This window comes from Metabacillus lacus (assembly GCF_009674805.1).
GTDB lineage: Bacteria > Bacillota > Bacilli > Bacillales > Bacillaceae > Metabacillus_C > Metabacillus_C lacus.
The window spans coordinates 1-26,259 of the sequence record NZ_WKKI01000032.1 but is presented as its reverse complement, the minus strand read 5'-3'; the positions used below and the strand labels follow the sequence as shown (position 1 = coordinate 26,259).

Annotated in this window: 26 protein-coding genes and 1 other annotated feature; of the genes, 3 read left to right on the top strand and 23 right to left on the bottom strand. The window is 43.3% G+C overall.

Translation table 11 applies throughout. From position 1 onward, the window contains the following. The first annotated feature begins 57 nt into the window (after positions 1-57). Complete coding sequence (locus GJU40_RS14585) at positions 58-1,776, top strand: Rqc2 family fibronectin-binding protein (RefSeq protein ID WP_154308810.1); 1,719 nt, start codon at positions 58-60, stop codon at positions 1,774-1,776. Next, positions 1,776-1,952 (top strand): hypothetical protein, encoded by a 177-nt coding sequence (locus tag GJU40_RS14580; protein WP_154308809.1) that lies wholly within the window; start codon positions 1,776-1,778, stop codon positions 1,950-1,952. Before GJU40_RS14585 ends, GJU40_RS14580 begins: the two co-directional genes overlap by 1 nt. A 31-nt stretch (positions 1,953-1,983) precedes the next feature. Here GJU40_RS14580 and GJU40_RS14575 read toward each other — a convergent pair whose 3' ends face one another. Beyond that, positions 1,984-2,181, bottom strand: coding sequence for a cold-shock protein (locus GJU40_RS14575; RefSeq protein ID WP_154308808.1), 198 nt, complete (start codon positions 2,179-2,181; stop codon positions 1,984-1,986). Positions 2,182-2,488: 307 nt separating this feature from the next. Here GJU40_RS14575 and GJU40_RS14570 point away from each other — a divergent pair, with 307 nt between their 5' ends. Beyond that, positions 2,489-3,163 carry a Dph6-related ATP pyrophosphatase gene (locus tag GJU40_RS14570; protein ID WP_154308807.1) on the top strand — a complete coding sequence of 225 codons (675 nt, stop codon included), beginning with the start codon at positions 2,489-2,491 and terminating at the stop codon, positions 3,161-3,163. A gap of 294 nt (positions 3,164-3,457) precedes the next feature. Here the strand turns inward: GJU40_RS14570 and pyrE are convergent, their stop codons facing one another. The 22 genes from pyrE to sigG form a co-directional block, all read right to left on the bottom strand. Then, on the bottom strand, positions 3,458-4,093 hold the full coding sequence (pyrE, locus tag GJU40_RS14565; protein WP_154308806.1) for an orotate phosphoribosyltransferase: 636 nt from the start codon (positions 4,091-4,093) through the stop codon (positions 3,458-3,460). After that, positions 4,056-4,808, bottom strand: coding sequence for an orotidine-5'-phosphate decarboxylase (gene pyrF / locus GJU40_RS14560; RefSeq protein ID WP_154308805.1), 753 nt, complete (start codon positions 4,806-4,808; stop codon positions 4,056-4,058). Before pyrF ends, pyrE begins: the two co-directional genes overlap by 38 nt. Further along, entirely contained in the window at positions 4,777-5,712 is a 936-nt protein-coding gene (locus GJU40_RS14555; RefSeq protein ID WP_154308804.1) for a dihydroorotate dehydrogenase, read from the bottom strand. Before GJU40_RS14555 ends, pyrF begins: the two co-directional genes overlap by 32 nt. Next, positions 5,706-6,476, bottom strand: coding sequence for a dihydroorotate dehydrogenase electron transfer subunit (locus GJU40_RS14550; RefSeq protein WP_154308803.1), 771 nt, complete (start codon positions 6,474-6,476; stop codon positions 5,706-5,708). Before GJU40_RS14550 ends, GJU40_RS14555 begins: the two co-directional genes overlap by 7 nt. Next, positions 6,473-9,685, bottom strand: a complete 3,213-nt coding sequence (gene carB, locus GJU40_RS14545; RefSeq protein WP_154308802.1) for a carbamoyl-phosphate synthase large subunit — start codon at positions 9,683-9,685, stop codon at positions 6,473-6,475. The genes GJU40_RS14550 and carB overlap by 4 nt, the downstream gene beginning before the upstream one ends. Beyond that, positions 9,670-10,776, bottom strand: a complete 1,107-nt coding sequence (locus GJU40_RS14540) for a carbamoyl phosphate synthase small subunit (RefSeq protein WP_154308801.1) — start codon at positions 10,774-10,776, stop codon at positions 9,670-9,672. Before GJU40_RS14540 ends, carB begins: the two co-directional genes overlap by 16 nt. Then, entirely contained in the window at positions 10,773-12,059 is a 1,287-nt protein-coding gene (locus GJU40_RS14535; RefSeq protein WP_154308800.1) for a dihydroorotase, read from the bottom strand. The genes GJU40_RS14540 and GJU40_RS14535 overlap by 4 nt, the downstream gene beginning before the upstream one ends. Next, a complete protein-coding gene (locus GJU40_RS14530; RefSeq protein ID WP_154308799.1) occupies positions 12,043-12,960 on the bottom strand; it encodes an aspartate carbamoyltransferase catalytic subunit in 918 nt (305 codons plus the stop codon). Before GJU40_RS14530 ends, GJU40_RS14535 begins: the two co-directional genes overlap by 17 nt. 184 nt (positions 12,961-13,144) lie before the next feature. Next, a complete protein-coding gene (locus GJU40_RS14525) occupies positions 13,145-14,458 on the bottom strand; it encodes a solute carrier family 23 protein (RefSeq protein WP_154308798.1) in 1,314 nt (437 codons plus the stop codon). 203 nt (positions 14,459-14,661) lie between these two features. Further along, positions 14,662-15,204 (bottom strand): bifunctional pyr operon transcriptional regulator/uracil phosphoribosyltransferase PyrR, encoded by a 543-nt coding sequence (gene pyrR, locus GJU40_RS14520; protein WP_154308797.1) that lies wholly within the window; start codon positions 15,202-15,204, stop codon positions 14,662-14,664. A 197-nt stretch (positions 15,205-15,401) separates the two neighbouring features. Further along, positions 15,402-16,313, bottom strand: a complete 912-nt coding sequence (locus tag GJU40_RS14515) for an RluA family pseudouridine synthase (RefSeq protein WP_154308796.1) — start codon at positions 16,311-16,313, stop codon at positions 15,402-15,404. Continuing rightward, positions 16,300-16,773, bottom strand: coding sequence for a signal peptidase II (lspA, locus tag GJU40_RS14510; RefSeq protein ID WP_154308821.1), 474 nt, complete (start codon positions 16,771-16,773; stop codon positions 16,300-16,302). The genes GJU40_RS14515 and lspA overlap by 14 nt, the downstream gene beginning before the upstream one ends. 120 nt (positions 16,774-16,893) lie before the next feature. Further along, positions 16,894-17,268 (bottom strand): TraR/DksA family transcriptional regulator, encoded by a 375-nt coding sequence (locus GJU40_RS14505; protein WP_154308795.1) that lies wholly within the window; start codon positions 17,266-17,268, stop codon positions 16,894-16,896. A gap of 235 nt (positions 17,269-17,503) precedes the next feature. Further along, positions 17,504-20,272 (bottom strand): isoleucine--tRNA ligase, encoded by a 2,769-nt coding sequence (gene ileS, locus GJU40_RS14500; RefSeq protein WP_154308794.1) that lies wholly within the window; start codon positions 20,270-20,272, stop codon positions 17,504-17,506. 64 nt (positions 20,273-20,336) lie between these two features. Beyond that, positions 20,337-20,567, bottom strand: a binding site (T-box leader). A 62-nt stretch (positions 20,568-20,629) separates the two neighbouring features. Beyond that, positions 20,630-21,139 carry a DivIVA domain-containing protein gene (locus tag GJU40_RS14495; protein WP_343031564.1) on the bottom strand — a complete coding sequence of 170 codons (510 nt, stop codon included), beginning with the start codon at positions 21,137-21,139 and terminating at the stop codon, positions 20,630-20,632. 95 nt (positions 21,140-21,234) lie between these two features. Beyond that, positions 21,235-22,011 (bottom strand): YlmH family RNA-binding protein, encoded by a 777-nt coding sequence (locus GJU40_RS14490; protein WP_154308792.1) that lies wholly within the window; start codon positions 22,009-22,011, stop codon positions 21,235-21,237. Between the two features lie 499 nt (positions 22,012-22,510). Continuing rightward, positions 22,511-22,774, bottom strand: a complete 264-nt coding sequence (locus GJU40_RS14485) for a YggT family protein (protein WP_154308791.1) — start codon at positions 22,772-22,774, stop codon at positions 22,511-22,513. 6 nt (positions 22,775-22,780) lie between these two features. Continuing rightward, a complete protein-coding gene (locus GJU40_RS14480) occupies positions 22,781-23,218 on the bottom strand; it encodes a cell division protein SepF (RefSeq protein WP_154308790.1) in 438 nt (145 codons plus the stop codon). 5 nt (positions 23,219-23,223) lie between these two features. Continuing rightward, on the bottom strand, positions 23,224-23,910 hold the full coding sequence (locus GJU40_RS14475; protein ID WP_154308789.1) for a YggS family pyridoxal phosphate-dependent enzyme: 687 nt from the start codon (positions 23,908-23,910) through the stop codon (positions 23,224-23,226). Then, the gene (pgeF, locus tag GJU40_RS14470; RefSeq protein WP_154308788.1) at positions 23,907-24,758 is read right to left on the bottom strand and encodes a peptidoglycan editing factor PgeF; all 852 of its coding nucleotides are present in this window, start codon (positions 24,756-24,758) and stop codon (positions 23,907-23,909) included. The genes GJU40_RS14475 and pgeF overlap by 4 nt, the downstream gene beginning before the upstream one ends. Before the next feature lie 96 nt (positions 24,759-24,854). After that, positions 24,855-25,112 (bottom strand): YlmC/YmxH family sporulation protein, encoded by a 258-nt coding sequence (locus tag GJU40_RS14465; RefSeq protein WP_154308787.1) that lies wholly within the window; start codon positions 25,110-25,112, stop codon positions 24,855-24,857. Positions 25,113-25,308: 196 nt separating this feature from the next. Next, positions 25,309-26,088: an RNA polymerase sporulation sigma factor SigG gene (gene sigG / locus GJU40_RS14460; RefSeq protein ID WP_154308786.1), complete on the bottom strand. Its 780-nt coding sequence runs from the start codon at positions 26,086-26,088 to the stop codon at positions 25,309-25,311. Between the last annotated feature and the right edge of the window lie 171 nt (positions 26,089-26,259).

Below are 26,259 nucleotides of genomic sequence, written 5' to 3'. Positions count from 1 at the left end.
GAGTGAATGAAGCCGCATAGAACTCTTTGGCGGCTGTAGAAAGAAGGAGTTTTGATTATGTCTTTTGACGGATTGTTTACATATACGATGGCTGAGGAGTTACGTGCCCAACTCGATAGCGGAAGAATTACAAGAATTCATCAGCCTTATAAGAATGAGCTGATTTTTCAAATTCGAGCAAAAGGAAAAAATGTTAAGCTGCTCATATCAGCTCATCCAAGTTACGCTAGAATGCACCTCACTGAAAAGCCATACGATAACCCGAATGAACCTCCCATGTTCTGCATGCTTCTGCGGAAACATTTAGAAGGTGGTATTATTGAAAAAATTGAACAGGTTGACATGGAGCGCATCATCATTCTTCATATAAGAGGAAGAAATGAAATTGGAGATATTATATACAGAAAACTCATTGTAGAAATTATGGGAAGACACAGCAATATCATTCTTGCTGACAGCGAAAAAAACGTTATTCTCGACAGCATCAAACACGTATCTCCTGCTGTGAACCGGCATAGAACAGTTATGCCTGGCCAAGCGTATGTACTTCCTCCTGAACAGGATAAAATCAATCCGTTTACTGCAGAAGAGGAAACCGTAATCAGAAAGCTCGATTATAATGCGGGGAAGCTGGGCCGGCAGCTTGTTGACCAGTTTGCAGGCGTATCTCCGCTGTTTGCTCAGGAAGCCGTCTACAGAGCCGGCTTAGCCAATCGTGCCACACTGCCAGGTGCGTTTGTTTCTCTCATGAGAGCTGTTAAAGACGGAAGTATTCAGCCCCGGATGCAGATAAGTGGGGGTAAAGAGTATTTTTATATGATAGAGCTGCAGCACATCGGCGGAGAACAGCGGGTTTTTTCTGCCCTCAGCGAACTGCTGGACCGCTACTATCATGGAAAAGCTGAGAGAGACCGGGTTAAGCAGCAGGCAAATGATTTGGAGCGATTTGCCGCCAATGAAAAAAAGAAAAATATCAATAAAATAAAAAAACTTGAAAAAACCCTTGGAGATGCCGAAAAAGCTGATCGTTACCAGCTCTATGGGGAACTTCTTACTGCAAATATGTACGCTTTGACAAAAGGAGATAAAGAAGCGGAAGTCATCAATTATTATGATGAGGAAAACCCTGTTATCAACATAACTTTAAATCCTCTAAAAACACCATCAGAAAATGCGCAGAATTATTTTCAAAGATACCAGAAAGCTAAAAATTCTGTTGCCGTCGTTCAGGAGCAAATTCACCTTGCAGAAAAAGAGGTTGTCTATTTTGACAATATCCTGCAGCAGCTGGAGTCTGCTTCCCCAAAAGATATAGAAGAAATCAGGGAAGAGCTTATGTCAGGAGGTTATATTAAGAAGAAAATAGTTAAAGGCAGCAAAAAAAATAAATCAAAAACACCAGTTCTTGAAAAATACCAATCGACGGATGGTACGGACATTCTGGTTGGCAAAAATAATATTCAAAACGAATACCTGACCAATAAAGCCGCTGCAAGAGATCATATTTGGCTTCACACTAAAGACATTCCCGGCTCGCACGTTGTCATTCGGGATGCGGATCCTTCAGAGGAAACGATTCTACAGGCGGCTCATATTGCAGCTTATTACAGCAAAGCAAAAAGCTCCGGCTCTGTACCTGTGGATTTTACAGCAGTCAGGAACGTTAAAAAGCCTAGCGGAGCCAAGCCGGGATTTGTGATTTATGAAGGACAGCAAACCGTATTCGTGACACCTGACGAAGATCTAGTCATCGCATTAAAAGCAGCTGCAAAATAATGAAAACAGCAGCAGTTGTTCAACAGGAAAAAGCTCTCCAACGCGGAGAGCTTTTTTCTGTTGAGCTTTTGAGAATCTATAATGGACCAAGTTTTTATAACCCTGTTAAATGGAGTCTGCCTAAAGATGATCTGTTAAATGCCTCTGCTAATCACATTTTATATAGGGAGAAATAAAAAAACTCCCTTTTCAGGGAGTTTTGTATAATTACTTCTGTACGTTAGCAGCTTGAGGGCCGCGAGCGCCATCTTGGATTTCGAAAGTAACAGTTTGGCCTTCTTCCAAAGATTTGAAGCCTTCGCCTTGGATAGCGGAGAAGTGAACGAATACATCTTCTTGACCTTCAACTTCGATAAAACCAAAACCTTTTTCAGCGTTGAACCATTTTACTTTTCCTTCTAACATGAAAATTCCTCCTGCAGCAGATAAAAAAATCTGCACTTATATTACTATTCTTGCTCTACAACATTCAAGACGGGGTATCTTAAAAAAGAAATCATCTAACATTACCGAACAAAAATAATTATTATTACCTTATCATAATCCCCCTTTTTATTCAACCCCTTTTTGGTGCAATACCGTTGTCTCTTTCCGCAGAAAAAATATCTTCAAGCATGGCTGCTTCCTCTTTTTTTAAAGAGTTTGAGACAACCCTCTTTCATGTATTTCTCAAGCTGCCAAGCTATAATGTAAGATACATAGGAAGGGACTGATGTTAATGCGGGAAAAAGTGCTGATTTCCTGGAGCGGCGGCAGGGACTCTGCAATGGCACTGCTGTTTGCAGAAACTGTTCTGAAGTATGAGGTTGCCGGATTATTGACCATTGTGAATAATGAATCAAATGCAGTCTCCATGCACGGAATTTCCTCCAAAATTGTCAGGATGCAGGCAGAATCTCTAGGAGTACCTTTAACAACAATAAGCATGCCGGAAGCAGCAAGCAATGTTGAATACGAAAAAGCTCTGTTTGCTGTTCTGCTTACTGCAAAGCAACAAGGAATAACCGGAGTGGTGTATGGAGACATTTTTTTAGAGGAAATCAGGCAATACAGGGAACAGGTCATGAAGCAGATCGGGCTGAAGGCATTTTTCCCCCTATGGGGAAGCAATACAGATCAGCTTTCTCTGCGTTTTATACAGGAGGGATTTCGTGCGATTATCACCTGTATAGATACCAAGAAGCTGAGTGACAGCTATCTTGGAGCACCTTATGATTTCAGCTTGTTAACAAACCTTCCTGCCGAAGTAGACCGCTGCGGGGAGAATGGGGAGTTTCATTCTTTTGTATACGATGGGCCGCTGTTTAAAAAGCCCATTCACTATAGGAGCGGCTGCACAAGGCTTTTGTACGAGCAGTACCGCTGCCTTCTCATAAGCAATTCTTGACTGCTCCCACAGCTGAAGCAATGGGATTCCCACCCCAAAGCAAAAAATTACTCAACTGGAACTGTATTTTTCAGATACTTGAAGCACCTCAAAACTTTGGTTTTAGAGGCACTCCGTATCTGACCTCACTTTCATCCGACACCTGAAGGAGTGGGCTTTCTCGTTCGGGAAATGCTGTAACGAAGACATCATGATTGCTGCAGCAACGGCAGCAGGGTTTTCAGATTTTGCACATGCAAAGTGTATCCGTCCTTATATTTAGGACGGGTTTGATAGTTGTGTGCTTTTGTATAGCTAAAATATTTCCATCCATTCTGAACTTGAGGGATTTTCCCGCCATTTCCTTAATTTTCGAAGTTCCACTTCTGTAATATAGCCAGTTGCCTGCGCTGTTTCAATCAGTGCAGAGTAATCGCATAGTGATACATTTGATACATCTGCACTCTTTAATATTTCTTCAGCTGCTGAGAGTTCATATGTAAATATTGATACAATCCCCAGTACTTCACAGCCGGCTTCTCTTAATGCTTCAGCTGCACTGACAGCGCTGCCCGCTGTTGAAATGAGATCTTCTACTACTACTGCTTTCTGGCCTTTTGTGACGCTTCCTTCTATTTTATTCCCTTTTCCATGCTCTTTCGCCTTGCTCCTGACATAGCACATCGGCAAATCAAGCAAGTCGCTGACCCAGGCTGCATGTGGTATACCTGCTGTTGCCGTTCCTGCAATCACCTGCGCATCGGGATACTTTTCTTTTATCAGCTGGGCCAAACCGTTTGCTATATCCCTGCGTACATTAGGGTAAGACAGTGACAGCCGGTTGTCGCAGTATATAGGTGACTTTAACCCGCTTGACCATGTGAAAGGATCATTCGGCTGGAGAAATACTGCCTTAATGCTTAATAAATGCTGAGCTATTTTTTCTTTCATTGACTGCATCCTCCCATTCTGAAGAAATTCTTTTATATGCCTCAACTGGATGATCCGCTCTTGTGATTGACCTTCCTACTACAATGCCAGACGCCCCAGACTCTCCGGCAAAACGCGGAGTTGCCACTCTTACCTGATCTGCTTTAGCTGCCCCGAATTCCCGGATGCCTGGGGTAACAGTCAAAAAGCTGTGAGGAAGAATAGAATAAATTGCAGGCACTTCAAGAACAGAACTGACAATCCCATCCAGGCCAGCTGCATGAGCTAGTTCTGCATATTTTAATACTGTGTGCTCTAAAGAACCAGGTATGAGCAATTCATGGTGAAGCATTTCTTCAGACGTGCTGGTAAGCTGGGTAACAGCAATGCAGGATGGCCTCTTTGCACCAGGCTTTGTTCCAGCTTCCAGTCCTTCTATTGCTGCCTCCATCATGTTTCTGCCCCCGGCGGCATGAACATTCACCAAGTCAACACCGAGCACAGCAAGATTTTTCATAGCTGACTTTACTGTGTTCGGTATATCGTGGAGCTTTAAATCAAGAAATATGTGATGGCCCTGATGTTTCAGAGTCTCAATCACAGCTGGACCCTCTTTGTAATAAAGCTCCATGCCGACTTTTACATACAGCTGCTCACCGGAGAAATGAGCAAGAAACTCCAATGTTGCTTCGCTATCCGGAAAATCAAGGGCGACTATAAGCGGGTTTTTGTTCATGCTTCCAGCTCCTTCCAACACACTCAGTAATATGTGAAATGCCATATTTCTTCAGGGTATGGGGCAATTCTTCAATGATTTCTGGACATATATAAGGATTTACGAAATTGGCGGTGCCGACTGCGACTGCACTTGCACCAGCATACATGAACTCCAATACATCCTCTGCTGATTGAATTCCTCCCATGCCGATAACAGGAATATCTACCGCCTGACTTACCTCATATACCATTCTCACGGCAACGGGTTTTACTGCAGGGCCTGATAGTCCGCCTGTTTTATTTGCCAGGACGGGTATTCCTGTTTTGAGATCCAGCCTCATGCCAAGAAGCGTATTAATCATCGTTATGCCATCAGCACCTGCTGCTTCTACTGCTCTAGCAATATCGGCAATATTTGTGACATTGGGAGACAGCTTCACGTATATTGGGACACTTGACACTTTTTTAACTGCTGATGTTAATTTTCCTGCTGTTTCAGCGGAGGTGCCAAAAGCAATTCCACCTGTTTTTACATTGGGGCAGGAGATATTTAGTTCCAGAGCATGAACGTTTTGCGCACTGCTGATTTTTTCTGCTACTTCAATATAATCTTCAATTGCAGAGCCGGCTACGTTGGCAATTACCGGCACATCATATTGTTCCAAACGGGGCAGTTCCTCTGAAAGCACTTTTTCAAGGCCTGGATTTTGCAGGCCGATTGCATTCAGCATGCCTCCCGGGGTTTCAGCAACTCTCGGTGTCGGGTTGCCGAATCGTACTTCTGCAGTTGTTGCTTTGATCATGATGGCTCCAAGCTTGCTCAGGTCATATAGCTGTGCAAACTCTTTTCCAAAGCCAAAGCAGCCTGAAGCTGGAATAATTGGGTTTTTGAGTTCCAAACCCGGCAAACTGACATTTAACATGGAATCAACACCTCTCCCGCTTGAAATACCGGCCCATCCACACAGATCTTTTTATAGCTTCCCTCAGCAGTCTTGCATACACATGCAAAGCATGCACCAATACCGCAGCCCATCCGTTCTTCCAGTGATAAAAACATCCTATTGTCAGGAAATGAATTCTCCATTGCCTTCAGCATTACATTCGGGCCTACAGCAAACACACTGTTAAATACCAGATTGTTATTTTTGATAACATCTGTGACAAATCCTTTTTCGCCATAGCTGCCATCAACAGTTGCTACGTATGTTTCTCCCAGTGCTGCAAACTCATTATGATAGAAAACATTTCTTTCATTTTGAAAACCGAGAACATGAATAACATTGACTCCATGGTTCTTCAATCTTTTTGAGAGTTCATATAAGGGAGGGACGCCGATTCCTCCTCCTGCAAGCAGAGCGGTAGTCCCCGGAATTTCCGCATCGGGATCAAAGCCGTTTCCGAGCGGACCCAGCACATCCACTTGATCTCCCTTTCTTAGACCTGAGAGCTGGAGGGTGCCTTCTCCCTCAGCTCTGTAAATCATTGTGAACGTATCTTTTTCATTGTCTATTTCCGCTATGCTGATTGGTCTTCTCAATAACGGAGCGTATGCCCCGCCTGTTTTAACATGAACGAACTGTCCAGGCTTTTGCATTTGTCTGACCAGAGTGCCGGAAAGCTCAAGGCGGAAGATAGATTCTGCGAGCTGCTCCTGTCTTTGAACCTCCATCAACTCCTTCTTCATAGCATAACCGCCTCTTTGCTCTGTTTTGTCTTCGGCATTGCATCTGTTGAAAAGTTCATTGATTCCAAAACTCTTAAAATAGCTCTGGCTGTATCAAGGGATGTCAGGCATGGTACTCCGTTTTCAACTGCTTCTCTTCTGATTCTGAAGCCGTCCCGGGCAGGCTGTTTTCCTTTTGACATCGTATTAATGACAAATTGTGCTTCTCCATTTCTAATCACATCTAATAAATTTGGTTCAGCATCTTCAATTTTATTAACGACCGAAGAAGGAATTCCTTCGCCTTTCAAGTAATCACACGTTCCGCTGGTCGCTAAAATACGATAGCCGATTCTATGAAACCTTCTGGCAATATCGAGCCCCTCCTGCTTATCCTTATCAGCTACTGTCATCAGCACTGCACCATATTTCTGGATAGAAATGCCGGAAGCAACGAGACCTTTATAAAGGGCTTTTTCAAGGGTAACATCCTTCCCCATCACTTCTCCTGTTGATTTCATCTCAGGACCAAGCGTAATGTCCACCCTTCTTAATTTAGCAAAAGAGAATACCGGAACCTTTACATAAACACCCTGTACTTCCTTTTGAATTCCTGTCGAGTAACCGAGATCTCTCAAAGATTCTCCCAGAATTACTTTCGTTGCCAGGCCGGCCATCGGGATATCAGTGATTTTACTTAAAAACGGAACAGTGCGGCTGGATCTAGGGTTCACTTCCAGCACATAAATCTCGTCATTTGAGATAACAAACTGTATATTCAGCAGACCAATGATGTTCAGCCCTTTAGCAAGCTTAATTGTATATTCCTCGATTTTGTTTTTCATAGCTTCACTCAGTGTTTGAGGAGGATATACGGCGATGGAATCTCCAGAGTGAACACCCGCTCTTTCAATATGCTCCATGATCCCCGGAATCACAACAGTGGTGCCGTCTGAGATGGCGTCAACCTCAATTTCTTTGCCTGTGAGATATTTATCAATTAACACAGGATGCTGAGGATTGACTCTTACTGCATTTTCCATATACCTGATTAAATCAGACTCCTGATAAACGATTTCCATTGCGCGGCCGCCCAGTACGTATGAAGGTCTAACGAGAACAGGATAGCCAATTCCTGCCGCAATTCCTGCCGCCTGCGAGATGGAGGTTGCGGTTTTTCCTTCAGGCTGAAGAATTTGAAGTTCCTTCATTGTTTGTTCAAATCTGTCCCTGTTTTCAGCACGATCAAGATCATCCAGAGAAGTGCCAAGAATTTTAACTCCACGGTCTGACAGACCCTCTGCCAGATTGATTGCAGTTTGTCCTCCAAACTGTACAACCACACCCTCAGGCTGTTCCAGATCAATAATATGCATAACATCTTCAATTGTCAGCGGTTCAAAGTACAGTTTATCTGAGATGCTGAAGTCTGTTGAAACTGTTTCCGGGTTGTTATTAATGATGATTGCTTCGTACCCTGCTTCTTTAATAGCCCAGACGGAATGAACAGTTGCATAGTCAAACTCAATTCCCTGTCCAATTCTGATCGGGCCGGAGCCCAGAACAATAACACTCTTCTTATCTGTTTTGATCGACTCATTTTCCTCTTCATATGTTCCATAAAAATAAGGAGTGGCAGACTCAAATTCAGCTGCACATGTATCTACCATTTTATAAACAGGCATAAGCTGCGCCTGTTTTCTAAATTCATAAATTTCTTTTTCAGGTACAGACCACAGGGCTGCAATCTTGCTGTCCGAAAATCCTGACTTTTTTCCTTCCTCAAGAAGCTCTACAGAAAAAGGATGCTGACCAATTTGTTTTTCGAGCTCCACTATTTTCTTAAGTTTTTCAAGGAAAAAGCGATCAATTGCACTCCAATTATGAATTTCTTCAACACTTCTGCCTCTCTTTAGTGCCTCACCGATATAAAACAAGCGTTCATCTCCAGCTTTTCTGATTCTTTTCTCAATCAGTGCATCTTCAAATTTATCTGCATGTTTCAAATCGATATGATCAACGTCTGCCTCCAGTGACCTGACTGCTTTTAAAAGAGACTCCTCAAATGTTCTTCCAATTGCCATCACTTCGCCAGTCGCTTTCATCTGCGTGCCAAGATGTCTGTTTGCAGACTCGAACTTGTCAAAAGGCCAGCGCGGGATTTTGCTCACAATATAATCGAGAGCAGGCTCAAAGCATGCATAAGAGGTGCCGGTTACCGGGTTTTTCATTTCATCTAGTGTAAGACCGACAGCGATTTTTGCCGCCAGCTTCGCAATTGGATAACCAGTTGCTTTAGAGGCTAAAGCAGAAGATCTGCTGACACGCGGATTTACTTCAATAATATAATACTGAAAGCTGTCAGGATCCATCGCAAGCTGAACATTGCAGCCTCCCTCAATTTTAAGAGCGCGGATAATTTTCAAAGATACATTCCGCAAAAGCTGATATTCACGGTCGCTTAACGTTTGGCTTGGGGCAACTACAATGGAATCTCCTGTATGAACGCCTACCGGATCAAAGTTTTCCATATTGCAGACCACAATAGCATGATCGCTTGAATCTCTCATCACTTCATATTCTATTTCTTTAAAGCCGGAAATCGACTTTTCCAACAAACATTGAGTAACCGGGCTGCTCTTCAGACCGCTCACAACGATTTCCTTCAGCTCTTCCTCGTTGCTGCAAATGCCTCCTCCTGTTCCTCCAAGCGTATAAGCTGGACGGACAATTACCGGATAGCCAACTTCTTCTACAAAGGCAGCTGCTTCCGCCAGATTATGAATAATCTCACTTTGAGGAACAGGTTCCCCAAGCTCATTCATAAGGGTGCGGAAAAGGTCCCGGTCTTCAGCCTGCTGAATAGCGGACAGCTTAGTGCCCAATATTTCTACATTGCACTCTTCAAGAACACCGGCATTTGATAGTTCTACTGCGAGATTTAAAGCAGTTTGGCCGCCAAGAGTAGGGAGCAGAGCGTCAGGGCGCTCTTTGCGTATAATATTTGTCAAAAACTCCACCGTGAGAGGTTCGATGTAAACTTTATCTGCCATTTCGGAATCTGTCATGATGGTAGCGGGGTTTGAGTTTACCAGGATGACTTCATAACCTTCTTCTTTCAGTGCTATACATGCTTGTGTGCCTGCATAGTCAAACTCTGCAGCCTGTCCGATGATAATCGGGCCTGAACCGATGACAAGTATCTTTTGTATATCTATACGCTTTGGCATAATGTTAGTCCCTCTTTTCTAAGCTTGTTTTCTGTCATCATCGTGATGAAGTCGTTGAAAAGGCCATTTGCATCTTCCGGGCCTGGTGATGCTTCAGGATGATACTGCACTGTAAATGCAGGAAAATCCTTATGTGAAAGACCTTCGATAGAACTGTCATTCAATGCGGTATGTGTCACTTGCAGCCTGGTTGTTTCCAAAGAATGCTGCGTAACAGTATAACCATGGTTTTGAGAGGTAATCGCAACTTTTCCTGTCTTCAATTCCTTAACGGGATGATTGGAGCCCCTGTGGCCGAATTTCATTTTTTCAGTGTCAGCCCCGCAAGCAAGAGCAAAAAGCTGATGTCCAAGGCATATACCGAACAATGGCAGTTTACCGAGGATATTTTTGATCATTTCTGCTGCTTGTGGAACATCTTTTGGATCTCCAGGTCCGTTTGAGAGCATCACGCCGTCTGGGCGCAATTGAAGAATTTCCTCCGCACTCGTATCATAAGGAACAACAATGACATCGCAGTCCCGTTTATTCAATTCTCTTAATATGCCATGCTTCATTCCATAGTCCACCAGTACGACCCGGTGTCCTCTTCCAGGGCTAGGGTAAGCCGCAGCAGTTGAAACCATGCTGACTTGATTCCGCGGAAGAACTTTTTTTCGAAGATCTTCCAGTACCTGGTCCAATTTGCTTTCATCAGTGGTGAAAGCTCCTTTTAATGTGCCATGCTCCCTGATCAGCCTGGTAAGCTTACGGGTATCAATCCCACACAGTCCTGGTATGTTTTTCAAGGTAAGATAATCATTCAGTGTGTATTCGCTTCTCCAGTTTGAAGGAAGCTCACACAATTCCTTAACGATCAAACCTGATATGAATGGAGAAATGGTTTCAAAATCATCTCTATTGATGCCGTAATTCCCGATGAGGGGATACGTAAGTGTTACGATCTGTCCGCAGTAAGATGGGTCAGAAAGCACTTCCTGATAGCCTGTCATACCTGTTTGAAAAACGACCTCTCCCATCGTATCTTCAAGGCTGCCGAACGCTTTTCCCTCAAATATTGTTCCATCTTCTAACACCAGAAATCGTTTCATTGTACAGTTCCCCTTTCTTCCCAGACAATTTTTCCTTCCGCAAACGTCAGAACCGGCCAGCCTTTACAGGTCCACCCTGCAAATGGTGTATTTTTACCCTTTGATAGAAACTCGCCGGGATCAATTTCTTTTTCAAGCTCCAGATCGATGATTGTCATGTCAGCAGGTGATCCTGCTTCAAGCTTACCGTACGGAAGCTGAAATGCCTCTGCCGGCTTTGTGGTCAGCAGACTCAGCAGAGTATGCAGTTCAAGCTTATTCTTTAAGACCAGATTGGTATAAAGTAAAGGAAAAGCTGTTTCTAGACCCGTAATTCCAAAAGGTGCAAGCTGCATTCCCTGATTCTTTTCTTCCTGTGTATGAGGAGCATGATCGGTTGCAATAAAGTCTATCGTCCCGTCAAGCAGTCCTTCTAATAAAGCCATTTGGTCGTCAAGCCCTCTTAATGGGGGATTCATTTTAAAATTTGGATTCGTATCCGGAATATCTTCCTCACTTAACAGCAGGTGATGCGGCGTTACTTCTGCTGTCACATGGATGCCTGCCGCTTTTGCGTCTCTTACAGCACGGACAGACTCCTTTGTGCTGATATGGCAAACGTGATAGTGACATCCTGCTGCTTCGGCCAGCAGAACATCCCTCGCTATATGTACTGATTCACAAACGGATGGAATTCCGTTCAGTCCATGTTTCTCCGAAAACTTTCCTTCATGGACTGAACCACGGTTGATCAATGTATTGTCTTCACAATGTGCAACAATTGCTGCTCCATGTTCCGCTGCTGACTTCATTGCCTGCAGCATCATTCCTGCAGATTGAATCCCGACTCCATCGTCTGTAAAAGCAAATGCTCCTTCTTTCAGCAAACCAGCAAAGTCAGTCATCTCCTTGCCCGCCTGTCTGCTCGTAATCGCTGCATATGGAAGCACCCTGACTGAGCCCTTTTCATTTATCCTCTTATTCAGCCATTTCATTTGATCTGCATTGTCTGGAACGGGTTTGGTGTTGGGCATTGCCGCAATCGTTGTAAACCCGCCCTTTGCTGCTGCTTTTGTTCCGCTTTCTATCGTTTCTTTATGTTCACCGCCAGGCTCGCGAAGATGAACATGCAAATCAATCAGCCCTGGCGCTACCAGTTTATTTTGCAGATCAATCACTTTAGCATCTGCTGCATCAACTTTTTCCGCTGCTTCAGAAATGATGCCGTTTTGAATTTTGTACTCCATAGGCACCAGTTTTCCGTTTTCTCCGAAGGACATTCCATTTTTAAGCACGTACAACATGCAAACCAGCTCCTATATTTGAATTTTCCAGTGATCTCTTCAATACTGCCATTCTGGCATAAACGCCATTTTCCATTTGCTTGAAAATACGTGATTTTTCACACTCAACCAGGTCGCTGTCTATTTCTGTACCTCTGTTCACTGGAGCAGGGTGCATGATAATTGCAGAACTTTTCATTCTGTTTTCCCTGCTTCTTGTCAGGCCGTATTCTTCAAGATAACTTTTAACAGAGGAAGATTTCTGCTCATGTCTTTCATGCTGAATACGCAGCAGCATAACTACGTCAGATACCCTGATTGCTTCTTCGGTATCAGCATAAACGCCAGAGGTATTCAGGGGATCCTGCCATTCCTGTGGACCGCTGAAAAGAACATCGGCACCAAGACGGCTCAGTACCTCTGCGTTAGACCTGGCTACACGGCTGTGTTTTATATCTCCATGTATCGAGATCGTCAGGTTGTGAAAGCTTCCAAATTCCTCTTTTATGGTAAGTAAGTCCAAAAGAGACTGTGTTGGATGATTTCCCGATCCATCTCCTGCATTGATAATTGGAATTCCCACTTTATCAGCCAGCTGGTCATAAAATTCATTATCAGTGTGTCTGATGACTGCTGCATCAGCGCCAATTGCCTGAAAGGTTTTCACAGTGTCATATAGGGACTCTCCTTTTTGAACACTGGAACCTTCACTTTCAAAATTCAATACATGGCAGCCAAGCCTTTTTTCTGCCACTTCAAAGCTGAAGCGGGTTCTTGTACTCGGCTCAAAAAATGCATTCGCTATAAATAACTGCCTGTTGGGCTGCCAGTAAAATTCATTTTTTTTAAATGCTGCTGCATCTGCAAGGATTTGCTCAATTTCTTGAATGGACAATTCACTTAACGATGTAAGATTTCTCATCTTCATTCTCCTCCTTAATAGAAAAGCGCATGTTCTGCTTAGTTTTAAGCTTACTTCCTATAAAAAAAACCCTGTGCGGGAGCACAGGGTGAGTATACCAAAGTCTTGTATCAGCACATGTCATGCTGAAACAAGCTTTCAGTTCTGCACCCTTGCTGCCTCTCTGGACAGTATTAAAAGGTGTTTAAGCTGCTGAATTGTCATTATCATTTTTCGTTATCAGAATGCTGTCCTGCACTTTCGGACGTCCAGGAAGGATCAAGTTTAGCGCGATGCCTATGATTGCTGCAAGTGCCATACCATGCAGTTCAAAGCTTTCTGAAATTCTCAGGATTGCACCGCCGATACCGATTACAAGGATTACAGATGAGATAATCAGGTTTCTCTTATCTCCCAGGTCCACTTTATGTTCAACCATCATTCTAAGCCCTGATGAAGCAATAATTCCGAACAGCAGGATTGATACGCCGCCCATCACAGGGGTAGGAATTGAGCTGATAAGTGCTGAAATGGTTCCTATAAATCCGAAGAAAACCGCGAAGACTGCTGCACCTGCAAGAATGTAAATGCTATAGACGCGGGTAATTGCCAGTACACCGATGTTTTCTCCGTAAGTGGTATTAGGAGGCCCGCCCAGAAGAGCGGCAATCATTGTTGCTGCTCCATCTCCAAGAATACTTTTGTGCAGCCCCGGCTTTTTAATAAAGTCCCTGTTGGTCACGTTGCTCAGTACCATTTGGTGGCCGATATGTTCTGATATTGTCACCACTGCTACTGGAACCATCAGAAACGCGATCTGCCACGAAAAAGCAGGTGTGTAGTTGACAAACGGAATCACAAAGTCCGGAACCTTCAGGAAATCTGCCTCAATTACCTGCTGAAAATTGACGATGCCAATCATGAGGGAGTACAGGTACCCTGTTACAATTCCAATTAAGATTGGAATCAGGCTGAAAAATCCTTTAAAAAAGACAGATGCAATAATCGTAGCTGCCAGTGTAACGAGGGCAGCCGAGAAATAGAGTGTGCTGTATTCTTCCTGCGGGTTATTCATCGCCATGCTGACCGCTACATTGGCAAGGCCCAATCCGATTACAATAATAACCGGCCCAACCACCACAGGAGGAAGAATGTTCAGTATCCATTTATGGCCTGCAGCTTTAATAATCAGCGCTACAATTCCGTATACCAGTCCTGCCAGAAAACTTCCGACCATAGCGCCTCCTGGCCCGCCGACTGCCTGCGCAGCAATAAGGGGAACAATAAAAGCGAATGATGAACCCAGATAAGCGGGTACCTGCCCCCTAGTGATCAGCAGGAATGCGATGGTGCCAAGCCCGCTTGACACAAGAGCAACCGCCGGGTCCAGCCCAACCAGGAACGGGACAAGGATGGTAGCGCCAAACATTGCAAATAAGTGCTGAAAACTGAGTGTGATCCACATAAAGGGATTTGGTTTTTCATTTATATCAAGTACAACTGCTGAATCTTTGCTCATGGTGATATCCTCCTTTGATTAAGAAAAAGTGCAGTGCTTTTTTTACTGTTCTAAGCTGGTGCAGGGCCAATTACTGTATAAAAAAAACCTCTTTGCAGGAGCAAAGAGGTTCATAAAGACAGAATGTACCCTGCAGAAAACAGGAATGCCTTTAGTTCCCCCTTTGCAGCCTCACTGGACTGAATTTAAAAGGGTGTATTAAATTACTTATGAAAGATGGAAACCTGATCTTGCTGATCCACTTCCTCAAGTTCAACTGTGATTTTTTCCGAACTTGAGGTAGGGACATTCTTACCCACATAATCCGCTCTGATCGGAAGCTCTCTATGGCCCCGATCAACCAGAACAGCAAGCTGTATTTGCGCGGGTCTGCCTGCGTCAACCAGTGCATCCATAGCAGCCCTGACTGTCCTGCCTGTATACAGAACATCATCAATCAGAATGACCTTTTTGTCAGTAATCTGATGAGGAATGTCGGAACCCTTTACCAGCGGTTCTTGACTTTGTGTTTTCTTAGTCAAATCATCTCTGTATAAAGTGATGTCAAGCTCGCCAACATTGATCTCTTTTCCTTCAATAGCCTGAATGCGCTCGGCAAGCCGCTTAGCCAGGTGAATACCCCTGGTTTTGATGCCAATCAGCAGGCAGTCGCTGACACCTTTATTTCTTTCAATAATTTCATGTGCAATTCTAGTAAGAGCTCTTCTGATTGCTTGTTCGTCAAGTACAATAGCTTTTTGTTCCATCTGCTCTTTCCTCCTGTTTGCGAAGGTATTTCCTTTAAATGAAGAAAGCCCTCTCCCGGTCAGGGAGAGGGCATGGATGTACACTTCTAACAGAGCAGGTTATGCATCTGCTGTATCCGGTTCCTTCTCAGCCTCACGGGACTGTTTTAAAGGTTCATATTCAACTTCATTCATTATGCCATTACCTTCTGCTGCTGTCAACGGTTATTTCTCAGGTTATCCAAAACGCTCAAAAACTCTGTTGGCAGGGGAGCTTCAAACTCGAGATACTCACCGCTTTTCGGATGTTGAAACCCGAGAACTCCGGCATGAAGTGCCTGCCCCTCTAAATTCAATGTTTTCTTCGGACCATATTTTGGATCCCCTGCAAGCGGATAGCCAATATATTTCATATGTACACGAATTTGATGTGTACGGCCTGTTTCCAGCTGACATTCTACATAGGAAAACTGGTCAAAGCGTTCCAGCACTTTAAAATGGGTGACTGCATTTTTGCTTCCTTGATCGGTCACAGTCATGCTCTGTCTGTCCTGCTTGTCTCTGCCAATCGGTGCATCTACAGTCCCTTGATCATGCGGAATCACGCCATGCACGACAGCTTTATATTTGCGTGTAACTGTTTTAGCTACAAGCTGATTGACAAGAGATTCATGAGCTGCATCGTTTTTGGCAACCATTAAAAGGCCTGATGTATCTTTATCAATTCTGTGAACGATTCCAGGGCGCAATACCCCATTTATACCTGAAAGATCTTTACAATGGGCCATTAAGCCGTTCACTAAAGTTCCCGACAGATGGCCTGGGGCAGGATGTACGACCATTCCTTTTGGCTTGTTAACAACAAGCACATCTTCGTCTTCATAATAGATCTCCAGATTCATTTCTTCAGGTATAACATCCAATAACTCAGGTTCAGGAATACTCACTTTCACAACATCATCAATTTGGCTTTTATAGTTGGCTTTAACGGGCTTTCCATTTACCTGAATTCTGTTCTCCTTGATCCATTGCTGAACCTGGCTTCTTGACCACTCATTTCTTACCGAGAGTATCTTATCTATTCTTTCTCCCTGTTCTTCTTCGGTGATGTGCAATTCAATTATTTCCATTCATGTTCTCCTTTTCTTTCCGGCCTTCCAGCAGCATTTGTATCAGAAGAAGACCCACTCCGACACAAAGAGCTGCATCCGCTACGTTAAATATAGGAAAGTCATAAGTAAATATGTATGTATTCACAAAATCGACCACTTCCTTGCGGAAAACCCTGTCTATAAAGTTCCCTATGGCTCCGCCAAGCAAAAGTCCGAGCGCTATACCAAGCAAACGCTGATCTTTAGCATATTTCTCTATATAATAGACGATCCCGATAATTACCATAACCGTTATAATATAAAAAAACCACATTTGTCCCTGTAGAATTCCCCAGGCTGCTCCCGCATTTCTATGGGAGGTAATATACAAAAATCCTTCTATCACAGTTCTTTGTTCACCCAGTTCAAAATTGCGAATAATCCACCATTTAGTTAATTGATCTGCTGCAATAATCAGCAGGGCTATTATATAGTACAAAAAGCGCAAGAGTGTTCCCCCAATTTATCAAAGTCTGTTTCTTAGAATTTTATCACAATAAAATAAACAGAGTAAAGAAAATGGAGGAACTTATCAACAAAATGCATAACTCAAAAGATTTTACATACTATAAATGTGTTCTTTTTGTGGTTCATCTTCAGAGAAGGCAATCACATTGTATTCATAAAATGGAAGAGACTTTCTCTCATATGCCTCTTGATACGAAAAATCTTTAATGGTTCTGGCGGTGGGAATGACACGCAGCTTTTCAACAGGAATACTTCTGCCAGTTTCTTCGCACATCCCAAACTGTCCTGCTTCCATCTTCTGAAGCGCATTTTCCACATCGTACAGCTCTTCTTTTACTGAATGAATGAGCGATGCTTTTCGAGGATCCATCGGACTATGAAATGCACAGTGTTCAAAGAGCCTTGAACGTAATTCTTCCCTCATCAGTTGAAGCTCATAAAAGATCTCCATCAAGTGTTCCGCCATATAGTGAACAGCTCCTCATGCATTCTTATTGTACAGATAGTGTAACCATACAGAGGATTTCAAGCCTGATAACTTTTTCCTAAAGAGGGAGGGAAACGTTCAAATAACAGTACCCGTCGATAGTTGGACAGAGCATCAAAAAAACCGCCATGGGGCGGTTTTTTAGGATGACGCTGTGTATGTTGAGTAATTTCAGCTGAGACTACCTTCACAGGGACTGCAGAACAAATAATGATTAAGCTGTATAGTGTTCTGTTACAATTGACGCACAACGGCCGCATAAAGCTGGATGCGCTTCGTCAGTTCCTACATCTGTTGTGACAGTCCAGCAGCGGTCACACGTATCTCCTTCTGCTGTTTGTATGACTATCTTAACTCCGTCAAAAGCTTGAGCACTCTCAGGGGCTTCCTCGATCCCTCCAGCTATTTCAAAGCCAGATACGATAAATATTTGCTGTAGATTTTCCTCTACAGATTCCAGCAGTGCTTTTGTATGAGCATCAGGATATAGAGAAATGCTCGCGGTGAGAGATTTTCCAATCAATTTTTCATTACGAGCCACTTCGAGTGCTTTCAACACATTATCGCGAAGTTCCATGAAGCTATCCCATTTTTCTTCGAGCTTTTCGGCATCTGAATATTTTACAGCTTCCGGCATATCTGTCAGTTGAACACTTTCCCCTTCAACGGAAGAAATATGAGTCCATACTTCATCTGCCGTATGCGGAAGAATAGGTGCAACAAGCTTTACAAGTGTCATGAGCGTTTCATGAAGAACTGTCTGAATAGCACGTCTTTCTTTATTATCAGCAGCCTCAATGTATAAAACGTCCTTAGCAAAGTCCAGGTAGAAAGAGCTTAGTTCTATCGTACAGAAGTTATGAACTGCATGATAAATACCTGCAAATTCATAAGAATCGTAAGAGCGTTTTACTTTTTCAGTCAGATTATTGAGCTTGACAAGCATGTAACGGTCAACCTCACGCAGCTCCTCAAAGCTGAGCGCATCCTTTTCAACGGTAAAATCAGCAAGATTTCCGAGAAGAAATCTGAAAGTATTGCGGATCTTTCTGTACACCTCAGCAACCTGTTTCAGGATGGCGTCTGAAACACGGACATCGGACTGATAATCTACTGAAGCAACCCACAGCCTCAGGATATCTGCACCCAGCTGGTTAATGACCTTAGCAGGAATCACGACATTGCCCAGTGATTTACTCATCTTTCTGCCCTGACCGTCCAGAGCAAATCCATGACTCAAAACACCCTTATATGGCGCCTTGCCTGTAACTGCTACACCTGTAGACAGGGAGGAGTTAAACCAGCCTCTATATTGATCTGAACCCTCTAGATAAAGGTCAGCAGGGCGGACAAGGTCATCCCTTTCTTCCAATACAGCTTGATGTGATGAACCGGAATCAAACCAAACGTCCATAATGTCCTGTTCTTTCGTAAATCTGCCGTTCGGGCTTCCCTCATGGGTAAATCCTTCCGGAAGAAGGTCTTTCGCTTCTTTTTCAAACCAAATATTAGAACCATTCTCTCTGAATAGTGCAGAAACATGATCAATTGTTTCATCGGTTATGATTGGCTCGCCAGATTCAGCATAAAATACCGGAATCGGAACACCCCACGCTCTCTGTCTTGAAATACACCAGTCTCCACGGTCGCGCACCATGTTGAACAAGCGTGTTTCTCCCCAGGCAGGGACCCACTTTGTATCTTTAACAGCTTGAAGAAGATCTTCCCTAAAATCTTTAATGGATGCAAACCATTGTGCAGTTGCCCGGAAGATCGTCGGCTTTTTCGTTCTCCAGTCATGAGGATAGGAGTGAGTAATAAAGGTCAATTTCAACAATGCTCCAGCTTGCTGAAGAGCCTCAGTAATCGGCTTATTAGCTTCATCATAAAACAGGCCTTCAAAGCCTGCCGCTTCTCTGGTCATTACGCCTTTTTCGTCAACCGGGCACAGAACATCCAGTCCATACTTTTGCCCAACAATAAAGTCGTCTTCCCCATGCCCTGGAGCAGTATGAACACAACCTGTTCCCGCATCTGTCGTAACATGCTCTCCAAGCATTACAAGAGATTCCCTGTCATATAACGGATGCTTTGCTTTTACATTTTCCAGCTGGCTGCCTTTCAGCGTCTTCTCAACTTCATAGGACTCCCAGCCGAGCGTTTCGGCTGCTTCTTTTAGCAGGGCAGACGCTACAATAAACTTGTCTTCGTTCACTTTTGCAACTGAATATTCCAGATCAGGATGAACTGAGATGCCAAGGTTCGCAGGAATTGTCCACGGAGTTGTTGTCCAGATGATGATTTTTTCCCCGCCGTTTAAAGCATCTCTCCCATCACTTACTGAAAATGCAACATAGATAGAAGGAGATTTTTTGTCATAATATTCAATTTCAGCTTCTGCTAGTGCTGATTCACTGGAAGGAGACCAATAGACAGGTTTAAGGCCTTTATAAATATAACCCTTTCTGGCCATTTCACCGAACACTTTAATTTGCTGTGCTTCATATTCGGGCTTTAAAGTTACATAAGGGTTTTCCCAGTCTCCACGGACGCCAAGACGCTTAAATTGCTCGCGCTGGTTGTCAATTTGCTCCCAGGCATATTCTTCACAGAGCCTGCGGAATTCAGCGACACTCATTTCTTTTCTTTTGACTTTTTTGTTCTTTGTAAGAGCTGTTTCAATTGGAAGACCATGCGTATCCCAGCCGGGAACATATGGTGCATGAAAGCCATTCATGGATTTATAACGCACGATAAAATCCTTGAGGACTTTATTCATCGCATGCCCCATATGGATGTCACCGTTGGCATACGGCGGCCCGTCATGAAGAATAAAAAACGGACGGTTACTTGTACGTTCCTGTACTTTTTGATAAATATCAAGGTCATTCCATTTTTCTTGTACCTGCGGCTCTCTGTTCGGCAGATTTCCTCTCATCGGAAATTCTGTCTTCGGCATTAATAATGTGTCTTTATAATCCATGTTCTTCCTCCTGTACGGGGCTAATTATACTTTTTTGGACAAAATAAAAAACCTTCTCATCCCTTAAAGGGACGAGAAGGTTTATCTCGCGGTACCACCCTTTTAGACAAGCATCTTTTTTAGATTCCTGTCCTCTCAGATGTTCGTAACGTGAACAAACGCCGCAGCTTACTGAATGGTTCAGCCGGGAACTCAAGGGTGATGTTCATTCTTTCTCCTGCACCAGGCTTGCACCGGCCCTGATTCGCTAAAAAGCAGGAATGTAAAGAGCTACTGTCCCTTTCATCGTTTCATTGCATTCTAATCAATCATTATTATGATTCAGTATTATAGCGGAAAAGAAGCTTCCCCGTCAACCTACACCTTTGCTTCTTCACGCTCTTCATCATAAATGGACTCAGGCTGATACTCCATCAAGTGATCCCAGTCATCATTTTTCAGAAGGTCGAGCTGAGCTTCAATCAGCATTTGAAAGCGAGTTCTGAATACTTTAGACTGCTTCTTCAATTCTTCAATTTCCATAGCGATTTTCCGAGACTTTGATAGAGATTCGTTAATGATTCTGTCGGCATTTTTTTCTGCTTCTTTTATAATCAGCTTGGACTCTTTCTGAGCTCCCCTTCTCACATCTTCCGCTGCTTCCTGAGCAATCAGAATGGATTTATTGAGCGTCTCTTCTATTGAAGAAAAGTGTCCCAGCTTGTCTGTTAATTCCATTACCCTTGTTTCCAGTTCCTTCTTTTCCCTTATAACCATTTCATAATCTTTGATAACCTGATCAAGAAACTCATTTACTTCATCTTCATCATAACCGCGGAATCCTTTGCCGAATTCTTTGTTATGTATATCAAGCGGTGTTAAAGCCACTGTTTCCACCTCCATATGTAATCAAGCAATTTATCTGTAGTTATATTATAAAGCATATTTCGACAGTTTCCATTGAAATCCTGCTAATACTTTATTTATTTTTGCTTGGCAACGGTTATTCTCCACTTATCTTTTTTCGTTTTTCCATCAATTGCAGTCAGTTTCGACCGGCCAAATCCCCTGACAGATATGGTATCCCCTTCGCGGCATTCAAAAGAATTCTGATCTACAATCCTCCAGTTAACTTTTACAAGCCCGTTGCTGATATATGGCTGGATTTTCTGCCTGGATTGTTTATATACAGCAGCAGCTACGGCGTCGATACGGAGGGACGAGACAGTAGCAGAGAATGTCTCTTCTTCACTTTGCTGTTGAACGATGTCAGTCATCTCAATCTTTCTTACACTAACCTTAGATCGCCCGATTTCAGTCAAATTCATCATAATGTAGTCTTCTGCTTCTTTGGCAGCAATGATTTGAACTGATTCACTGCCAACAAGAATGTCACCGAACTTGGGTCTTTTCAGCCCTAGAGACATTAATGCGCCGAGAACATTCCGGTGATCCAGTGACACAAATTTGGCGGGATAGCGAACTTCGAGGAAAGACAAATGAAAATCATCCTGCCGGGGTTCCAGATAAGAGGGATAGAACAGTGCTCTTTTTCTTTCTGCTGAATCCCCGCCTCCGGAAAATTGAAGAAGCACTTCTTCTCCAGCCCCGGCTACGCTCTGGACGATATCCTGTTCCCTGGGATCAAGAAAGTCTGTCAGTTTAGGAGCATAGTTTGCTTCAGCCTGATCCTTCCACTCCTGAACCTTTTCAATAAACTGCCGCTCCTCAGGTCTGAAATGCTGATAAATATGGTTCATAATGACAACTCCGAATTAATATTAGAAAAGCGTATGCGCCCGTTCAGCGGCGTATGGACTGGAGCACCTGATCAAGCTGCGGCTCCTAGTCCCTTGAGTCATAAGATGTACTGCTATGCGGCAAAAACCGCCGCGCCGCAGTACATCTTATGCTTGTCGGGACTGGGCAGTCGCCTCCGCTTTTTGCATCTGAGATAAAGGAAACACGAAGAGCGAAGCAATTACATGTTGACTTATCGCAGGGAAGGGAGCGAAGTCCACTAGACGCTGGGCGATGGCCGGCTAAGAACGGCACGTCCTGTGCCAACGCCGGCACTAGGACGTCCTGTCCGTCGTAGCTAGACAATGAAAAGCGTATGCGCCCGTTCAGCGGCGTATGGACTGGTGCCCCTATAACTAGGAAGAGAGCGAGATCCATGTCTGCAGGGTTTGCAGTGGAAAACACTCTAAGTTCTGCTTATTTTCTTTCCTAATCAAAAAGGGACAGAACATGTCCCTTTTACATAAGCATTCTGAAAATGGCAGCAAGGCCGCCCTGTGCAAGCCGCAATGAAAAAATCGCGACAATCGGCGAAATATCAATCATGCCAAGCGGAGGAATAAATCTCCGGAACGGCTCAAGGAAGGGCTCGCAAATTGAAGTAAGAAATTGGCCAACACTTGATTCACGAGCGTTGGGAAACCAGGACATTAGAATATAAATAATCAATGCCCAGGAATAAATTGATAAAGCAGTACTTAAAACATTAAACAATAGGACCATTAAAATCTACCACCTCTGCTGATCTTCTTCAGGTGCTAACTCTGAAATTGTACCTGAAACATCTACATTGTCAGGCGTGCATAAGAAAATATTCATGCCAACCCGCTGAATATCCCCGCCTAACGCATAAACCGTTCCGCTCAGGAAATCGACAATCCGCTTTGCCTGGTCATGTTGAATTCTTTGGAGATTCACCAGGACGGCACGGCGGTTTTTAATTTCATCTGCAATGCCCTGTGCCTCTGAATATGCACGCGGTTCACACAGTATAACTTTAGAGGATTTATTCACACTTTGCAAACTTACTACATTTTGTTTTGACCCGGATCTGGCCGAACCTGATTCCTTCAAAGGCTCATCCTCCTGATAAGGCTGCTCTGCGTATTCATATTCTTCCTCTTCATCCAGGGCAAAAAAGCTTTTAAAGCGGTTTTTCATACTCATGTTTTTTATCCACCTCCATTTGAATTACCTACTAGTGCGGAGCCAATTCTTACAAAAGTGGCTCCTTCTTCCACTGCAATTTTATAATCATTAGACATCCCCATTGACAACTCGGTGCAAGGAGCATGTTTAAGTTGAAGTGCATTAACAGCATCTCTGAGCTTTCTCAATGAGGAAAAGCAGTTTCTCAATACTTCCTCATCATCTGTAAGAGGTGCCATTGTCATCAGACCGGCCACTTCTATATGTTCATACTCTTGTAACGACTCAATAAAGCTGACAGTTTCATCCGGCTGCAAACCTGATTTTGATTCCTCGCCGGAGGTGTTCACCTGGACGAAACATTTGATCGGCTTCGCAGCTCTTTTAGAAATTTCCCTTGCAAGCGACAGCCTGTCCACAGAATGTATGTAAGTAACCTTATCTATAATTTCCTTCACTTTTCTGGTTTGAAGAGAACCGATAAAGTGCCATTGAGCTTCGCTGCCTAAAGCTTCATATTTTTCCAGCAGACCCTCTGCCCGGTTTTCTCCCAAGGCTGTTATTCCGGCTGCAGCTGCTTCTTTTGCGCGTTCCACTGAAACATATTTTGTTACTGCAATAATCGTAATTTCAGAAGGATCACGACCTGTTTTTGCACATACTATCTTGATGTTGTTCTTAATTTCTTCAGCTGAATTCTTGACGTTCAATTTTCCTTGTCCTCCTTACTGATGCCGATAAAACTCATCATTCTCCCAGTATGTCCATTATCTCTTCTGTGTGAGAAAAACAAATTGTCTTCACAGCTGGTACAGAGAGAAGAAGTAATAATATGCTCTTTCTTAACGCCGCTCGCAATCAGCAGCTGTCTGTTTAATTCCTTTAAGTCCAGAGCATATTTTCCGGAGTCTTTTTCCAGATAAGGAGGATTCGTTATTTTTTTATCGAACAGCACGCTGTCTGCCTTGCTTTTAACGTAATCGTCTACCTCGTAGCAGCAGCTGCCTATTGAGGGGCCAATGATGACAAACACTGTTTCAGGAGATATATTTTCCTCTTCTCTCCATATGTCAACCATTTTTCCGCCTATATTCCCTACACTGCCCTTCCAGCCTGCATGTGCTGCACCAATCATATTTCTATCCCCTGCGAAAAAATACAGCGGCACGCAGTCTGCATAACAAAGTGCCAGCAGGAGGCCCTCCTGATCCGTGTAAAGTCCGTCAGCACCCTTTATAGCATGATCATAAGATGTAAAACCCAAATCCTGATTTTTACGCTGCCCTACTTTTTGAATATGGTGATCATGAACCTGTTCTGCACAGACCCATGAGTCTCCTGAAAAGCCGAGCAGAGCTGCAGCTTTTTCCCGGTTCTTTAACACAAGCTCCGTGCTGTCGCCAACGTGAAGCCCGAGATTCAGCGTATTCTTCTGCACTCTGCTTTCCCCTTCAAGTTTAGTTGAGAAACCCGCAATCAGACGGGGATGTAGACTGGTCCATGATTCAGTTATTAAAATTGGCTTTTCTTTGTGAAGAAAAGGCTCTGTAAAAGCCATGCTCATTCATTCCCTTTTCGACAAGATTATTAAGTCATTCAGGTTCATCCCTATTTTACCACATATATCCCTGGTGCTTCATCAGGAATCCTGCAATTATTCACTGATTTCATCAGGGTTTTTCTGAACTCGAACGAGAATGACATCTTCTCCTATCTTTACAATATTTCGCCATGGGATGACAAATTCCTCTTCTTTTCCGAAAAAGCCCAGTACCTTTCCCGAACCATTAATAATCACTGCCTGAATTTTTCCGGTTGTTACATTAATATCAAAGTCGCTAACGTTGCCAAGCCTTTTTCCGTCTGAAACGTTTACGATATCCTTCATTTGAAAATCCGAAATATTCATCATTGATGCTGCCCTCCATCTCAATTATCCTTATAACAATCTATGTTGGCAAAACTGAAAACTATGCCTACTTCTATACTTGCTTTGCCAACAAGAAAGCTATGAAATAAGCAATGGTGCTGGACGGCTCTGCTTCAGCTTTTTTTCATCTCATTCAAAAGGCTGCCGTCAGTTGCACGGCAGCCTTTTTCGAATTTTATTAATGCTGTATATTTTTGTTCATTTGTTTAATGGCCGCTTTTTCAAGCCTGGATACCTGTGCCTGGGAAATGCCTATTTCATCGGCAACTTCCATTTGTGTTTTACCCTGAAAGAACCGTTTTCTTAAAATAAGTTTTTCCCTGTCATTCAATCTTCTCATGCCTTCCTTTAAGGCGATTTCCTCAATCCAGTGAATGTCCCTGTTTTTTTCATCGCTCAGCTGATCCATAACAAAAATGGGATCTCCTCCATCATTATAAATGGGTTCAAATAATGAAACAGGATCTTGAATCGCATCGAGTGCGAACACGATTTCTTCATGAGGAACTTCAAGTACTTTAGCAATTTCTTCAGCAGTAGGCTCGCGGGATGTTTCACTCATTAGTCTCTCCCGTACCTGAAGCGCCTTATAAGCAATGTCACGAAGAGATCTTGATACTCTGATTGGATTGTTGTCTCTCAAGTATCTTCTTATTTCTCCAATAATCATTGGTACCGCATAGGTGGAAAATTTCACATTCTGTCCCAAATCAAAATTATCAATAGATTTCATTAAACCAATACAGCCAACCTGAAAGAGATCGTCCACATATTCTCCCCGGTTGTTAAATCGCTGAATGACACTCAAGACAAGCCGCAGGTTGCCGTTGACCAATTTTTCTCTTGAAGATGTTTCTCCGCTTTGCATCTGCCTAAACAGCTTTCTCATTTCATCATTTTTCAGGACAGGGAGTTTTGAAGTATCTACTCCGCAGATTTCGACTTTGTTCCTTGTCATATCTTTCCCTCCTAACAGGGGCTGCTGTACAAAGTTCATTATTTCCTGCAGTTGGAAAAATATGCACAAAAAAAAGGACAAGGTATTCCCTTGTCCTCAGCTTGTGGAGAAAGGTACTATATGTTTCTTCCACAAGCTTTTTTATTCTTTGTAATTTCTCTTTTTTCATCG

What these genes read in the sequence shown, in the direction of transcription:
- GJU40_RS14465 (WP_154308787.1), bottom strand. Translation starts at nt 25,112, where the DNA reads ATGATGAATATTTCGGATTTTCAAATGAAGGATATCGTAAACGTTTCA.
- GJU40_RS14480 (WP_154308790.1), bottom strand. Translation starts at nt 23,218, where the DNA reads ATGAGTATGAAAAACCGCTTTAAAAGCTTTTTTGCCCTGGATGAAGAG.
- GJU40_RS14525 (WP_154308798.1), bottom strand. Translation starts at nt 14,458, where the DNA reads ATGAGCAAAGATTCAGCAGTTGTACTTGATATAAATGAAAAACCAAAT.
- carB (WP_154308802.1), bottom strand. Translation starts at nt 9,685, where the DNA reads ATGCCAAAGCGTATAGATATACAAAAGATACTTGTCATCGGTTCAGGC.
- GJU40_RS14550 (WP_154308803.1), bottom strand. Translation starts at nt 6,476, where the DNA reads ATGAAGAAGGAGTTGATGGAGGTTCAAAGACAGGAGCAGCTCGCAGAA.
- GJU40_RS14540 (WP_154308801.1), bottom strand. Translation starts at nt 10,776, where the DNA reads ATGAAACGATTTCTGGTGTTAGAAGATGGAACAATATTTGAGGGAAAA.
- pyrF (WP_154308805.1), bottom strand. Translation starts at nt 4,808, where the DNA reads ATGAACAAAAACCCGCTTATAGTCGCCCTTGATTTTCCGGATAGCGAA.
- sigG (WP_154308786.1), bottom strand. Translation starts at nt 26,088, where the DNA reads ATGACAAGGAACAAAGTCGAAATCTGCGGAGTAGATACTTCAAAACTC.
- GJU40_RS14485 (WP_154308791.1), bottom strand. Translation starts at nt 22,774, where the DNA reads ATGGTCCTATTGTTTAATGTTTTAAGTACTGCTTTATCAATTTATTCC.
- pgeF (WP_154308788.1), bottom strand. Translation starts at nt 24,758, where the DNA reads ATGGCTTTTACAGAGCCTTTTCTTCACAAAGAAAAGCCAATTTTAATA.
- GJU40_RS14535 (WP_154308800.1), bottom strand. Translation starts at nt 12,059, where the DNA reads ATGTTGTACGTGCTTAAAAATGGAATGTCCTTCGGAGAAAACGGAAAA.
- pyrR (WP_154308797.1), bottom strand. Translation starts at nt 15,204, where the DNA reads ATGGAACAAAAAGCTATTGTACTTGACGAACAAGCAATCAGAAGAGCT.
- GJU40_RS14570 (WP_154308807.1), top strand. Translation starts at nt 2,489, where the DNA reads ATGTTAATGCGGGAAAAAGTGCTGATTTCCTGGAGCGGCGGCAGGGAC.
- ileS (WP_154308794.1), bottom strand. Translation starts at nt 20,272, where the DNA reads ATGGATTATAAAGACACATTATTAATGCCGAAGACAGAATTTCCGATG.
- GJU40_RS14505 (WP_154308795.1), bottom strand. Translation starts at nt 17,268, where the DNA reads ATGGCGGAACACTTGATGGAGATCTTTTATGAGCTTCAACTGATGAGG.
- GJU40_RS14585 (WP_154308810.1), top strand. Translation starts at nt 58, where the DNA reads ATGTCTTTTGACGGATTGTTTACATATACGATGGCTGAGGAGTTACGT.
- GJU40_RS14555 (WP_154308804.1), bottom strand. Translation starts at nt 5,712, where the DNA reads ATGTTAAATGTCAGTTTGCCGGGTTTGGAACTCAAAAACCCAATTATT.
- GJU40_RS14490 (WP_154308792.1), bottom strand. Translation starts at nt 22,011, where the DNA reads ATGAACCATATTTATCAGCATTTCAGACCTGAGGAGCGGCAGTTTATT.
- GJU40_RS14580 (WP_154308809.1), top strand. Translation starts at nt 1,776, where the DNA reads ATGAAAACAGCAGCAGTTGTTCAACAGGAAAAAGCTCTCCAACGCGGA.
- GJU40_RS14530 (WP_154308799.1), bottom strand. Translation starts at nt 12,960, where the DNA reads ATGAGAAATCTTACATCGTTAAGTGAATTGTCCATTCAAGAAATTGAG.
- GJU40_RS14515 (WP_154308796.1), bottom strand. Translation starts at nt 16,313, where the DNA reads ATGGAAATAATTGAATTGCACATCACCGAAGAAGAACAGGGAGAAAGA.
- GJU40_RS14575 (WP_154308808.1), bottom strand. Translation starts at nt 2,181, where the DNA reads ATGTTAGAAGGAAAAGTAAAATGGTTCAACGCTGAAAAAGGTTTTGGT.
- pyrE (WP_154308806.1), bottom strand. Translation starts at nt 4,093, where the DNA reads ATGAAAGAAAAAATAGCTCAGCATTTATTAAGCATTAAGGCAGTATTT.